Below are 11954 nucleotides of genomic sequence, written 5' to 3'. Positions count from 1 at the left end.
GGCGGGGACCGGGCTCGTCCTGCTCACCGTCGCGCCCCAGCCGGCCCAGGCCCCCGTACCGGCGGACCCCGCGACGGCTCCGGCGCGGCCCCCGGCTCCGGCGCAGGCCCAGGCTCCCGCTTCGCCCCGGGCTTCGGCCGCGGCCCGGGGCTCGGCTCCGGCTTCCGCCCCGGACGCGGACGCGGAGTCAGATGTCGACGCCGTGGGCGCGCAGGTACTTCAGCGGGTCGATGTCGGTGCCGTAGCCGGGTCCCGTGCGCACCTCGAAGTGCAGGTGCGGTCCGGTCGTGTTGCCGGTCGAGCCGGAGCGGCCGATGCGCTGCCCGCCGGAGACCTGCTGACCGGCCTTGACGGCGAGCGCCGACAGGTGCGCGTACTGGGAGTACCGTCCGTCGGAGTGCCGGATGACGACCTGATAGCCGTACGCACCGGCCCATCCCGCTGAGACGACCTCGCCGGTCGCGGCGGCCTTGACGGTGGTGCCGGTGGCCACCGGGAAGTCGACGCCGGTGTGGTAGCCGCTGGACCAGGAGGAACCGGCGACGCGGTAGGCGGTGCCGAGACGGGCGTCGACGGGCGCGGAGAACCCGGCAGAGGGAGACTCCTCCCGCGCCGAGACGGGCTGCGCCGCAGGCTTTTCGGCGGGCTTCTCCGCCGGTTTCTCGGCCGGTTTCTCGGCCGGTTTCTCAGCGGGCTTTCCGGCGGGCTTTTCGGCGGGCTTCTCGGCCGGTTTCTCCGCCGGCTTCTCCTCCGCCGGGGCCACGGGCTGGACGGGTTCCGCCGTGCGCGGCGGCTTCTCCGGGTTCTGGGCGGGAGGCGCGGACGGCGCCGCCGGCGCGGTGGTCACGCGCAGGGTGAGCCGCTGTCCCGGGAAGATGAGGTCCGGATCGCCGCCCACGGTGGCCCGGTTGGTCTCGTACAGCGCCTGCCAGCCGCCCTCGACGTGCTGTTCGGTGGCGATCGCCGAGAGCGAGTCCCCGGGCGCGACGACATAGGGGTTGGGCAGGACCGAGGTCCCGGTCGGCCTGGGCGCGGTCTTCGGCGGGGCGCTCTGCGGCGCGGCCGCCTTCTTCTCCTGGAGCGGTGCCCGCGTCTGCGTCTGCTGGACCGGGGTGGCGGCCTTGGCCTGCGCGGCGACGGCCGGGGCCGGTCCGCTGCGGCTGAGTCCGGCCTTCTTCCCGCAGGCCGGCCAGGCCTGGGGGCCCTGCCCCTTCAGCACCTTCTCCGCGACCGCGATCTGCTGTTCCTTGGTCGCCAGGTCCGCGCGGGCGGCGTACGCGGTGCCGCCGAAGGAGCGCCAGGTGCTCTGGCTGAACTGGAGCCCGCCGTAGTAGCCGTTGCCGGTGTTGATGTGCCAGTTGTTCGTGGACTCGCAGGTGGCGACCTTGTCCCAGGTGTCCACCGTGGCCGCGTGCGCGGCTCCGGCGCCGATCAGGGGGAGCGCGATCCCCGCGCCGCCGGCGGTGACCACGAGCGAGGCCCGGTTGATGCTGCTCGGCTGATACCGGCGGTGCCGGCCCCGTACACCCATGGGTCCCCCACTGAAGACGTCAGGAACCGCACAACTTAACGCCGCGACCAGAGCATGACAAGGCCCACAACAAGAGCCGCTCGAGGGGAAGTTGATTACACGCCAAAGACCGGGAGGCGATAAGGATCTCCGCCGATGTAGCGTCGGTGTCCTGGCACCCCCGAAGCACTCAGGAGCGCACCCCATGAGCAGCAGCACGGCCCAGATCGGCGTCACCGGTCTCGCGGTGATGGGCAGCAACCTCGCCCGGAACTTCGCGCGCAACGGATTCACCGTGGCCGTCCACAACCGCACCGCCGCCAAGACCACGGCACTGGTGGAGGAGTTCGGGCACGAGGGCACCTTCGTGGCCGCCGAGTCCGCGAAGGAGTTCGTGGACGCGCTGGAGCGCCCGCGCCGTCTGATCATCATGGTGAAGGCCGGCGAGCCGACCGACGCCGTGATCCGCGAGTTCGCTCCGCTGCTGGAGCCGGGCGACGTCATCATCGACGGCGGCAACGCCCACTTCGAGGACACCCGCCGCCGCGAGAAGGAGCTGCGCGAGCAGGGCCTGCACTTCGTGGGCGTCGGGATCTCGGGCGGCGAGGAGGGCGCGCTGCTCGGCCCGAGCATCATGCCCGGCGGCTCCGAGGAGTCGTACGCCTCGCTCGGCCCGCTGCTGGAGAAGATCTCCGCGAAGGCCGCCGACGGTACGCCCTGCACCTCGCACGTGGGCCCCGACGGCGCCGGCCACTTCGTCAAGATGGTCCACAACGGCATCGAGTACGCCGACATGCAGCTCATCGCGGAGGCCTACCACCTGCTGCGCGAGGTCGCCGGCTACTCCCCCGCGAAGATCGCCGAGACCTTCCGCTCCTGGAACCGGGGCCGGCTGGACTCCTACCTGATCGAGATCACCGCCGAGGTGCTCGCCCACACGGACGCCGAGACCGGTCTGCCGTACGTGGACGTGGTCGCCGACGCCGCCGAGCAGAAGGGCACCGGCCGCTGGACCGTGCAGATCGCCCTCGACCTGGGCGTTCCGGTGTCGGGCATCGCCGAGGCGGTCTTCGCCCGGGCGGTCTCGGGCCACGGTGAGCTGCGTACGGCCGCCCGCGGCCTGGCCGGTCCGAAGGCCGCGCCGCTCTCCCCCGAGGCCGCGGCCGCCTTCGCCGCGCAGGTCGAGGAGGCGCTGTACGCCTCGAAGATCGTCTCGTACACGCAGGGCTTCCACCAGATCCAGGCCGGCAGCGAGGAGTACGGCTGGGGCGTGGACCTGGGGGCCGTGGCCTCCCTGTGGCGCGGCGGCTGCATCATCCGGGCCGCGTTCCTGGACCGCATCCGCGCCGCGTACGACGCCCGGCCGGAGCTGCCGAGCCTGCTGGCCGACGCCGGCTTCGCCGAGGAGATCGGGGCCGCGCAGGAGGGCTGGCGCGAGGTGCTGGTGGCGGCGGTCCGCCAGGGCATTCCGGTACCGGCCTTCGCGGCCTCGCTGGCGTACTACGACGCCCTGCGCTCGGAGCGGCTCCCGGCGGCCCTGACCCAGGGCCAGCGCGACTTCTTCGGGGCGCACACCTACCGGCGCACCGACCGCGAGGGCTCGTACCACACCCTGTGGAGCGGTGACCGTTCCGAGGTCCGCACGGCCTGATTCCGCCGGTCAGCTCCAGGGCCCGGGCTGCGGCACGGGCGCGGGTCCTGGCGGCGCCGGCACCGGGTCCGGCTCCGGGAAGGGGACGGGCTCGGGCGGTACGGGGCGCGGGATGGGGTCGGGGTCCGGGAAGGGGTTCGGGCCGGGTTCCGGGGTCGGATCGGGTCCGGGGACCGGTGGCTGCGTCTCTTCGAGTTTTCGCACCATGGGGCCCATTTTCCCGCGCTCGCGACGGGAACGCCTTACGGGGCCCCGACCAGCCGGAGCCCCGCCGCCAGGCCCGAGGCCTGGCTGGTCAGGACCGGGACGGAGGTCGTGACCAGCTCCGTGGCTCCGGCCATCGAGCCCTGGGCCAGGATGATGACGTCCGCGTCCGTGACGGCGTCGGCGGCCTGGGCGACGAGCCGGTGGTTGCCGGCGACGTCACCCGCCTCGAAGAGCTCCCAGGCCCCGGCCACCAGGTGCGTACGGATCTCCACCGCACGGCCGGCGGCCTCCTCGACCACCAGCTCCCGGGTCGGGGCGACGGTCGACTCCACGGTGGCCAGTACGACGATCCGCGGGCCGGTGCGCACCGCGGCGGCCGCCATCGGCCGGTCCGCGCGCAGGACCGGGACGCCGATCTCCGGGGCCAGGGCCTCCGCGGTCCCGCCGATCGAGGAGCAGGTGACCAGGACGGGCCCGCCCGATCCTGCGAGGAGTTCGCGCAGGGCCGGGGCCACCGCCTCCGGCCCTTCGGCGCGGGCCCGCTCCAGCAGTTCCGGGACCACCAGGTGCCGCAGGGCGGCGCCGGGGTGGTTGCGGTCCCGCAGGGCCTCGAAGACCGGCACGTGCACCTGCGAGGTGTGCAGGAGCGTCAGCGGCGTCACCACAGGTCGGAGTCGCTGTCGAGCTGAGCCTTGGCGGCGGCCACGACCTCGGCCGGCGCCTCGGGCGCCCGGTCGGGGTGTTTGGCGGCCCAGCTCGCCGCGTAGGGGCAGAGCGGGACCACGGGCACGCCCTCGCCGGCCGCGATCCCGTAGAAGGCCTGGACCAGGTTCCCGGCGATCCCGCGGCCCTCGTGGCCGGGCTCGACGACGGTGTGGACCGCCACGAGGGCGTGGGGCGCCTCGGCGAGCACGAAGTAGGCGATGAAACCCACCACCGCCCCGTCCTCGACGGCCAGCAGCCTCCCTGACTTCCGGTCGTCGACGAACTCGATCGGCTCGGCCTGCGACATGGTCCCCGACTCCCCTCAGACAGCCACCGCGTGGGGGCTGCGCTCCTGGTCCGTTCCCGGAACCGGGGCGGACGGGTCCGCGCCCAGCTCGATGATGCGATTGTCCCCGTCGACGTGCACGACTCGCGGCTTCAGCACCCGCGCCTCGGCGTCCTCGACCTGGGCGTAGCTGATGAGGATGACCAGGTCGCCGGGGTGCACGAGGTGCGCGGCGGCCCCGTTGATCCCGATGACGCCCGAGCCCCGCTCGCCCTCGATGACGTACGTCTCCAGCCGGGCACCGTTGGTGATGTCCACGATGTGCACGAGCTCGCCGGGCAGCAGGTCGGCCGCGTCGAGCAGATCGGCGTCGACGGTCACGGACCCGACGTAGTGCAGGTCGGCCTGGGTGACGGTGGCCCGGTGGATCTTGGACTTGAACATGGTACGAAGCATGCGAATACTCCCGATGTGTCTGCTCCCTGCCTGCTGCGCAGGTCAAGGGCGGTCTCCGGAGCCTACAACGATTCACCCGTCCGGTCAGCTCTCCCCCGGCCCTTCAGGACTGCTCGGCGGCGCCCCCCGGACCGGTTCCCCGGCGGGGTGCGGGACCGCGCCGTTCCCCTCCCATTCCCTGCCGGGAATTGTCGGGCAACCCGGCTGCGGCGGACGATCGTTCCGTTCCCACCGCCCGCCCCGCCGTACGCAGGAGGCAGCACCATGACGACCCTCACCACCGCCGAAGTCATCGACCGCTTCAACCACGTCTTCCAGCAGCACGACCCCTCCGGCCTCAGCGCCCTCGTGGCCGAGGACTGCGTGATGGAGGGCATTTCCTCGGCCCCCGACGGCGACCGCTACGAGGGCGCGGCGGACTGCGTCCGCTTCTGGACGGAGTTCGCCGGGGATGCCGCCATCACCTGCCGGGTGGAGGACGTCGCCGTCACCGGACCCACGGCGGTCATCCGTTGGCGGCTGGTCTTCGGCCCCGGGGACAAGGACTACGTCCGCTGCGTCAACCTGATGCGCGTCGAGAACGGCCTGATCACCGAGGCATACGGCTACGCGAAGACGGCATGACTGCATGACGGGACGGCGCGACTCCGGACCGGCACGACTCCCGGACCGGCCCGACTCGGCACCACGGTTCAGCGGAAGATCGCCATGGCCTGTACCTCCAGCACCCCCTCCTCCGCGTTCCAGTCCTGGACCTTGCCCAGGCAGCGCGCGGAGAAGGGGCCCCGCGGCACCTCGTTGCGCAGGCCCTCCGTGGCGCAGGTGACCCGGACCCGCGGCCCGCGGGCGGGGTCCTCGGGGTCTCCGTACGGGGCGAGGAAGACCGTGCCGTCCGGGGTGTCGCCGATCTTGCGGAACCGGCCCCGGATGAGCACGAAGTCCTCGATGTCCCGCAGCCGGATGTCCCGGCGCGCCGGGCCGGGGCGGGCCGGCCGGGCCTCGGGGGCGGCGGCGAGCGCCTTCGTCAGGGCCTTGTTGCGCAGGACCGTCCGGTGGACGAGATCGACGTGGACGATCACGTCGTTCTCCTCCAGCACGTCCATGACCAGGCCGATCACCGATATGGGCTCGGCGACCTCCAGGTACCTGCTGACGACCTCGCGGTTCTCCCGCCGGCCCGCGTCCGCACCGACCCCGAAGACCTTGGTCCGGATCGTGCCGTCCTTGCTGTCGCTGGTCCGCTGCTCGACCTCCCGGCGCAGCGCGGCCGCGTACCCGCGCATCTGGTAGTGGTCCATGACGGACTTCTCGTGCAGGTAGAAGCAGATGCTGTAGGTGAGGTTCTGCCCGGCGGAGCGGGCGCCGCCGGTGAACCAGGACACGGCGAGCACCACGAGCGTGAGCACGCCGCCCGCCGTCAGCAGCCACAGGAGCATCCAGGGCCACCAGACGCCCCACCACTCCTCACTCAGTACAGCCACGGGTCTCCTTGAAGGCGTTCAGCAGTGACTGGGCGGTGGCGTCGGCCATCCGGCCGCCGGTGGCTCGCGCCGCGCGGTCGAGTTCCCGGGGGTCGGCGTCGCCGTAGCGAACGGTGTACGTGTGGACGGCCCGGGCCGCCGGGGGCAGCGCGCGGTACCGGTCGAGGAAGGCGTCGAGCCCGGTCCCCGCGTTGTTCTCGCCGTCCGTCATGAGGACGACCGAGGCGCCCTGCCCGGGCACGTCCCGTACCAGTTCGGCCGCTCGGCCGTAGGCGTGGTCGAGTGCGGACCACACGGCGGTGTCCTCCGCGAACTCGTCGGAGGCGACGGCCTGCCGCAGCAGATCCAGATCGGCCTGCGTGCGGTAGGTGATGGTGCGTTCGTCCAGTACCCGGCCGGCGAAGCGGATGACCGTGAACGACTCGCCCCGGTGGAACCTGAGGAACTTGCCCGACCGGGAGTCGTCCGCGCCGCTGAGCCCGGCGAACGTGGCGCGGAGCGCGGCGATGCGCTCGCCCGCCATCGACCGGGAGAAGTCGAGGACGAAGAACACCCGCGCCGGCGGCGCGTCCTCGGCCTTCGCGTAGTCGGCGAGCAGCCGGTCGAGCACCTCCTGCCGGTCGGGGAAGTACAGGGCGTTGCCGATGGGCGGGCGAAGGGATTCGATCCGGGGGACGGCGGGGTCTACGGGCCGGCGCAGCGTCCGTTCCATGATCTTCTTCTGGACCGGTCCGCTCTTGAGCCAGGCCACGAGCCGGTCGTACGCGGCCCGCTTCGCCGGGTCGAGGAGCAGCAGGGGGTACTCGGCGAGCACCATGCCGTCCTCGGGGTGGACGATCTCCAGCGGTTCGCGCAGCCGCCCGCCGGCGTTGAGCGCCAGGAGCTCGGACTCGTAGGTGACGAGCGCGTCCAGTTCGCCCTGGCGCCGTACGAACCCGTCCGCGAGGGCGGCCGGGGAGTTCTCGGTGAGGAGGTGCCCGGTGAAGAACCCCCGGAGCCGTTCGCAGGAGACGTCCTCGGGGCGCAGGGCGGAGCCCGTCCCCGCGGCGGCCGTCGCGACGCCGACGAGCGCGGCCAGGCCGCTGTCGGTGTGCCGGGGGTCGGCCATCCCGAAGGTCAGGGAGCCGTCGGCGGCGGCATCGGCCACGTCGGCCCAGGAGATCCGGCCGTCGGGCGTACGCAGCCGCAGCCGGTCCGCGGCGGCCCGCTCGAGGCCGATCGCCACCGGCGAGCGCATGATGCTGGTGGCGAGCGGGCTCTCGGTGCGGACTCCGGCGGCCTTCAGCCTCAGTTGGAGGGGACGGTCGGAGGAGAGCCAGGCGAGGTCGTGCCCGTGGTGGGGGCCCGTGAGCGCCCCGATCACGTCGTCCGTGCCCCGGTGGTCCATCTCCAGCGTGATCCCGGTGTCGCGCCGGAGCTCGTCCAACAGGGGCTTCATGTCCTGGAGTTCCGCGTCGGCCAGCACCCGCAGGGTGACCGGCCGGTCCCCGCGCGCCGTGCAGGCCGTGCCCGCGAACAGCCAGAGGAGCCCCAGGCACAGCGCGAGCAGTCCGGTGGTCCGGCCGCGGCCGCTCACCCGGGCGGCCCGCCCGCCGCCTCGGCGGTCGGGCAGTCGCCGATCCGGGAGATCATCCGCTCCAGGTAGCGGATGCGGGGCATCGGCGAGCGGGTGTCGTCGCCGGCCACCGAGGGCACGGGGATGTGGCGTTCCTCCAGGAACCGGGTGAGCTGGTCGCCCGCCACCTTGCCCGCCGGGTCGAGGATGCGGAAGCCCAGTTCCATCGCGCGGCGCCGCAACCCGGGGTCGTGGGTGAGCAGTTCACCGAGCCGGTCGCCGTCCCGGTTCAGCGCGATGAACTCCGGCTGGGTGACGAACTGGGTGGAGGGGTAGAGCAGCACCCGCTGCGTGTCCAGCCGCTTCGACTCGGCCCGGAACTGCGCCTGGTAGGTGAGGTACTGGTGCTCGTACGCCACGACGAGCGGGGCGATCCCCTTGCCCTCCGGGGAGATGTACGTGCGGAACACGTCGGACGCCGGCAGCCCCTGCTCCATGAGGGGTGCGATGGCGTCGGCGCGGGCGTCGGCCTCCTGGTCGGTCGAGGGGACGTCGGCGCCGTCACCGCGCCGGGTGTAGGAGACCAACGCCAGGTAGGTGCCCGCCGAGTTGGACTCGCAGACGTCCGGGGACTGGACCACGATCCGGTTGGCGTTCGCGATCCCGTGCCGCTGGACGCCCAGTTCGTTCCAGCGCTTCCCATCGGCGATGCGGGAGAGGAAGGTGCCCATGTCCAGGACGTAGTAGAGCGGTTGGCCGGGGTCGGCGCCGGCGGCGGCGCCGGGCTGCGGAGTGGCGATCCCGGCGTCGCGCAGCGTCTCGGCGTACTCCCGGTAGGTGGCGAGCACGATCGGGGTGACGAAGGGGCGGTGCACCTTGGCGTACTTGTTCTCCGCGGCGAGCCGGTTCGTGATCAGATCGCCCGCGGGCTGGCCGGAGGGGAAGACGAAGTCGTACCCGGACAGGTCGCGGACGGCGACCTCCCGCGATCCGGCGCTGGTGATGTGCAGCCGTATGTGGTGCCGCAGGAGGATGCGCTGGACCTCGGGGTCCTCGAAGTAGTCCCGTTTGGAGGCCATCCGGCCCTCCAGGGTGACGATGCGCTCGGCCGGCAGGGCCGCGTTCCCCGACTCGGCGAGCAGCGCGCCACCGATCAGCACGACCGCCAGCGCGGGCGCCAGAACGGTCGAGAGCCTGCGTCTGGGCCACCGCGAGGACACCGGCCGCCCGACGACCAGGCGCGGTTCCTCGACGACCCGTAACTCCCCGCCCACCGACACGCTCCCCCCCTCGGTACTTCTCCCCCGCACCGCCGGGAGCGTACCCGCGCGACCGGGTACCCGATACGCAGTTCGCCGAGAATTCGCGTGAACGATCGAACGGCCCTTCGGGCCGCCGCGCTCACTCGGCCGGGGCCTCCCGCACCTCCTTGAGGGGGTCGTGCGCGGTGTGGGGGTGCTCGGACCAGATGCGCGTCGCGCGGGTGCCGGGGGTGTAGCGCGGCCACGACGGGCCCGGGTCGAGGTCCTTGGTGAAGCGGACCCAGGAGGAGTGGAGGGCGTCGGCGAGGGGCTGGGGCGGGCTGTCGCCCAGGGCCTCGGTGACTCCGGGCGCGTCCAGGAGGTCGAAGGCGAAGGGGAGGTCGGCGCAGTGGTGCGCCAGGCCCTCGTAGCCGGGGGCGGTGGCGGTCCACTCGAACTGGTAGAGCCAGGTGGGGCGGCCGGCGTGCGCCCGGGCCTCGGCCAGGGCCAGGGCGGGGGCTCGGAAGAGCTCGTCCGTGAGGGCCCGGCCCAGCTCGGGGGGATCGGCCATGTGGAACTCGTGCGCGGTGAAGCCGATCATCAGCGGCACGTCCGCGCCCGCCCCGCCGGCGGTGAGCGCCCGCGGCACCGGCTCCGGGACGAGCTCGCCGTCCGCGAAGGGCGCGAGGACCACCATCGGGAGCTCCTCCCGGCCCTGGCCCGGCCCGTCCAACCGGTCCTGGAGGTCGAGGAGTTCCTCGTCCGTCAGGCCGCTCAGTGCGGCCGCGGTGGCCGGGACTCCGGCGCGGGCGGCGAAGAGCGCCGACACCGCCTCGGCCGGCTCCCTGTCCTGGGGGTCCATGACCGCTCCGGAGACCGAGATCGCCGCGCGGAACAGGCCCCGGGCGGCGGGCACGGCCAGCAGCGTCTGGACGGCGCCGCCGCCCGCCGACTGTCCGGCGATCGTGACCCGGCCCGGGTCTCCGCCGAAGGCCGCGATGTTGTCGCGGACCCACTCCAGGGCCGCGATCCAGTCCCGTACTCCCCGGTTGTCGGGTGCGTCCTCCAGGTGCAGGAAGCCCTCGACGCCCAGCCGGTAGCCGATGGACACCAGGATCACGCCGTCCCGGTTGAAGGCGGACCCGTCGTACCAGGGGCTGGCGGCCGAGCCCGCCACGTACCCGCCGCCGTGGATCCACACGAGGACGGGAAGGGGTTCGGCGGAGGCGGGACCGTTCGGGTCCGGGGTGAAGACGTTGAGGTTCAGGACCCCCTCGCCGGGGATGGACGGTTCGGGGATGGTCGTGACCTCGGCGAACGGGCGGCGCTGGGCCGTCGGCCCGTACGCGGTGGCGTCCAGCGGCTCGGTCCAGGGCTCGGGCGGCACGGGGGCGGCGAAGCGGAGCTCGCCGACCGGGGGCCGGGCGTACGGGATGCCGAGGAAGCGGAGGCTGCCGTCGGCGCGGCGCTCGCCGCGCACGGGCCCGCGGCCGGTGCGGACGAGCGGGCCGTCGGTCACGGGGGCGGTCACGGGGGCGGGCCCGGTCACCGGCTCGGTCACGGAGTCGGTCATGGGGGCGGTCATGGGGTCGGTCATGGGGTCGGTCATGGGAGGGCTCCTTCAGGGGTGGCGCGGCCGCGGCCGGTCAGCGGCGGGGGGCGTCGTTCTCCACGTAATGGCGGACCTTCCGCAAGGTCTCGGGGTGCGGGGTCCTCGCCCCGAACGTGCGGTCGGAGGTCACCGGCGCCACGGAGATCCGGCCGTCCCGGAAGAGGGCCGAGGAGTCGGCGTCCGCGACGGTTTCGGCGCACGCGTCGCCGGGCCGCTCCTCGCATACGCCGAGGCCGATGGCGAAGGAGTCCTCGCCCACCTGCTCGTAGGCGTGCCAGACGACCTTCCCGTGCCCGATCGACGTCCAGCGCGGCGGGCCTGCGGGCCGGCCGGAGGCGATGTCCGGGTAGTCGACCTTGAGCGCGAACTCGGAGGTGAGCAGGGACCGTTCCTTCAGACCGGCGACGAGGCGGGCACCGAACGCGGCGTTGGCGCGGTAGTTCTCCCGGGGGAAGAAGGTGTTGGTCTCGTCGCCGGCGGAGGAGAAGGCGATGGCCGGGACTCCCTCGTCGATCGCGGCGACGGCGGCTCCGACCGTGCCGGAGTCGTTGACCTGTCCGCTGACGTTGGGGCCGGAGTTGATCCCGGTGAGCACGAGGTCGGGGGCGCGGTCCCAGCCGGTCCTGGCCTTCAGGCCGCCGCGCAGGGCGAGTTTGACGGTGTCGGCGGGGGTGGCGCTCGGGGTGTCCGGGCCGCAGGGTCCGTCGGAGAGGCAGACGCCGAGGACCGCGCCCTTGGAAGGCGCGCCCGCGCAGTCGTTCTCGTACCCGGCGGGGAGCGCGGTACGGCGCTGCGCGGTGAGGACGCCTCCGTTGGTGACGGCGGTGCCCTTCCCGGACTGGACCTGCCACGGGGCGACGACGACCACGTCGGCGCCGGCCGCGCACATCGCGCGGCGCAGCTCGTACAGGCCGAGCCCGTCGGCGTTGCTCTTCCTGGCCGCCTGCATGGAGTCGTCGTTGGAGATCAGGACGCGCAGACCGGCGAGGGGCCGGGCGCCCGGGGCGGGCGTCCCGGGTCCGGGCAGGGCGTACGCGGTCACGCCCGAGGCGGCGAGCAGTACGGCCCCGGTGGCAGCGGCGGCGGTGAGTCCGCGGCGGGTGGAGGACATGAGCGGTGTCCCTTCGGTCGGTGCTGCGGCCGGACGCGGTCAACCCTGCCGGTCGCAGTGGTGGGAGGGGTACGCCGGGCGGCGCTGGTCAGGTCGCGCCGCCCGGCTTCGCGGTCCCGTCGGGACCGCGGCCGCGCCC

11 protein-coding genes are annotated in these 11954 nt (G+C 73.4%); 2 read left to right on the top strand and 9 right to left on the bottom strand.

The window, feature by feature from the left end; translation table 11 throughout:
* Positions 1 to 187 precede the first annotated feature (187 nt).
* Positions 188 to 1531 (bottom strand): transglycosylase family protein, encoded by a 1344-nt coding sequence (locus tag ACWGDE_RS28780; RefSeq protein WP_453391948.1) that lies wholly within the window; start codon positions 1529 to 1531, stop codon positions 188 to 190.
* 184 nt (positions 1532 to 1715) lie between these two features.
* Between ACWGDE_RS28780 and gndA the strand changes: the two genes are divergently transcribed.
* Positions 1716 to 3161, top strand: coding sequence for an NADP-dependent phosphogluconate dehydrogenase (gndA, locus tag ACWGDE_RS28775; protein ID WP_453391947.1), 1446 nt, complete (start codon positions 1716 to 1718; stop codon positions 3159 to 3161).
* Positions 3162 to 3403: 242 nt separating this feature from the next.
* Here gndA and ACWGDE_RS28770 read toward each other — a convergent pair whose 3' ends face one another.
* Genes ACWGDE_RS28770 through panD form a run of 3 tightly spaced genes read right to left on the bottom strand, consistent with a single transcriptional unit; the run spans position 3404 to position 4815 of the window.
* Complete coding sequence (locus ACWGDE_RS28770; RefSeq protein ID WP_453391946.1) at positions 3404 to 4033, bottom strand: aspartate/glutamate racemase family protein; 630 nt, start codon at positions 4031 to 4033, stop codon at positions 3404 to 3406.
* Positions 4027 to 4380: a GNAT family N-acetyltransferase gene (locus tag ACWGDE_RS28765; RefSeq protein ID WP_453391945.1), complete on the bottom strand. Its 354-nt coding sequence runs from the start codon at positions 4378 to 4380 to the stop codon at positions 4027 to 4029. Before ACWGDE_RS28765 ends, ACWGDE_RS28770 begins: the two co-directional genes overlap by 7 nt.
* Before the next feature lie 15 nt (positions 4381 to 4395).
* On the bottom strand, positions 4396 to 4815 hold the full coding sequence (gene panD, locus ACWGDE_RS28760) for an aspartate 1-decarboxylase (RefSeq protein WP_073772810.1): 420 nt from the start codon (positions 4813 to 4815) through the stop codon (positions 4396 to 4398).
* Positions 4816 to 5079: 264 nt separating this feature from the next.
* On the opposite strand from panD, the gene ACWGDE_RS28755 reads away from it, so the two are divergent.
* Positions 5080 to 5439: a nuclear transport factor 2 family protein gene (locus ACWGDE_RS28755; protein ID WP_453391944.1), complete on the top strand. Its 360-nt coding sequence runs from the start codon at positions 5080 to 5082 to the stop codon at positions 5437 to 5439.
* A 68-nt stretch (positions 5440 to 5507) separates the two neighbouring features.
* Here the strand turns inward: ACWGDE_RS28755 and ACWGDE_RS28750 are convergent, their stop codons facing one another.
* From ACWGDE_RS28750 to ACWGDE_RS28730, 5 genes are all read right to left on the bottom strand, one after another.
* Positions 5508 to 6296, bottom strand: a complete 789-nt coding sequence (locus tag ACWGDE_RS28750; RefSeq protein WP_453391943.1) for a hypothetical protein — start codon at positions 6294 to 6296, stop codon at positions 5508 to 5510.
* Entirely contained in the window at positions 6280 to 7872 is a 1593-nt protein-coding gene (locus ACWGDE_RS28745; protein ID WP_453391942.1) for a substrate-binding domain-containing protein, read from the bottom strand. The genes ACWGDE_RS28750 and ACWGDE_RS28745 overlap by 17 nt, the downstream gene beginning before the upstream one ends.
* Positions 7869 to 9131, bottom strand: coding sequence for a hypothetical protein (locus ACWGDE_RS28740; protein WP_453391941.1), 1263 nt, complete (start codon positions 9129 to 9131; stop codon positions 7869 to 7871). Before ACWGDE_RS28740 ends, ACWGDE_RS28745 begins: the two co-directional genes overlap by 4 nt.
* A 121-nt stretch (positions 9132 to 9252) precedes the next feature.
* Positions 9253 to 10701: a carboxylesterase/lipase family protein gene (locus ACWGDE_RS28735; RefSeq protein WP_453391940.1), complete on the bottom strand. Its 1449-nt coding sequence runs from the start codon at positions 10699 to 10701 to the stop codon at positions 9253 to 9255.
* A 37-nt stretch (positions 10702 to 10738) separates the two neighbouring features.
* The gene (locus tag ACWGDE_RS28730; RefSeq protein WP_453391939.1) at positions 10739 to 11815 is read right to left on the bottom strand and encodes a 5'/3'-nucleotidase SurE; all 1077 of its coding nucleotides are present in this window, start codon (positions 11813 to 11815) and stop codon (positions 10739 to 10741) included.
* Positions 11816 to 11954 lie beyond the last annotated feature (139 nt).

It is taken from the genome of Streptomyces sp. NPDC054956, assembly GCF_053609185.1.
This window is presented reverse-complemented; position numbering and strand designations above follow the sequence as displayed.

Excerpts from the sequence above, each read along its gene's own strand:
- ACWGDE_RS28780 (WP_453391948.1), bottom strand. The coding sequence starts at position 1,531 with ATGGGTGTACGGGGCCGGCACCGCCGGTATCAGCCGAGCAGCATCAAC.
- gndA (WP_453391947.1), top strand. The coding sequence starts at position 1,716 with ATGAGCAGCAGCACGGCCCAGATCGGCGTCACCGGTCTCGCGGTGATG.
- ACWGDE_RS28765 (WP_453391945.1), bottom strand. The coding sequence starts at position 4,380 with ATGTCGCAGGCCGAGCCGATCGAGTTCGTCGACGACCGGAAGTCAGGG.
- panD (WP_073772810.1), bottom strand. The coding sequence starts at position 4,815 with ATGCTTCGTACCATGTTCAAGTCCAAGATCCACCGGGCCACCGTCACC.
- ACWGDE_RS28755 (WP_453391944.1), top strand. The coding sequence starts at position 5,080 with ATGACGACCCTCACCACCGCCGAAGTCATCGACCGCTTCAACCACGTC.
- ACWGDE_RS28735 (WP_453391940.1), bottom strand. The coding sequence starts at position 10,701 with ATGACCGACCCCATGACCGACCCCATGACCGCCCCCATGACCGACTCC.
- ACWGDE_RS28730 (WP_453391939.1), bottom strand. The coding sequence starts at position 11,815 with ATGTCCTCCACCCGCCGCGGACTCACCGCCGCCGCTGCCACCGGGGCC.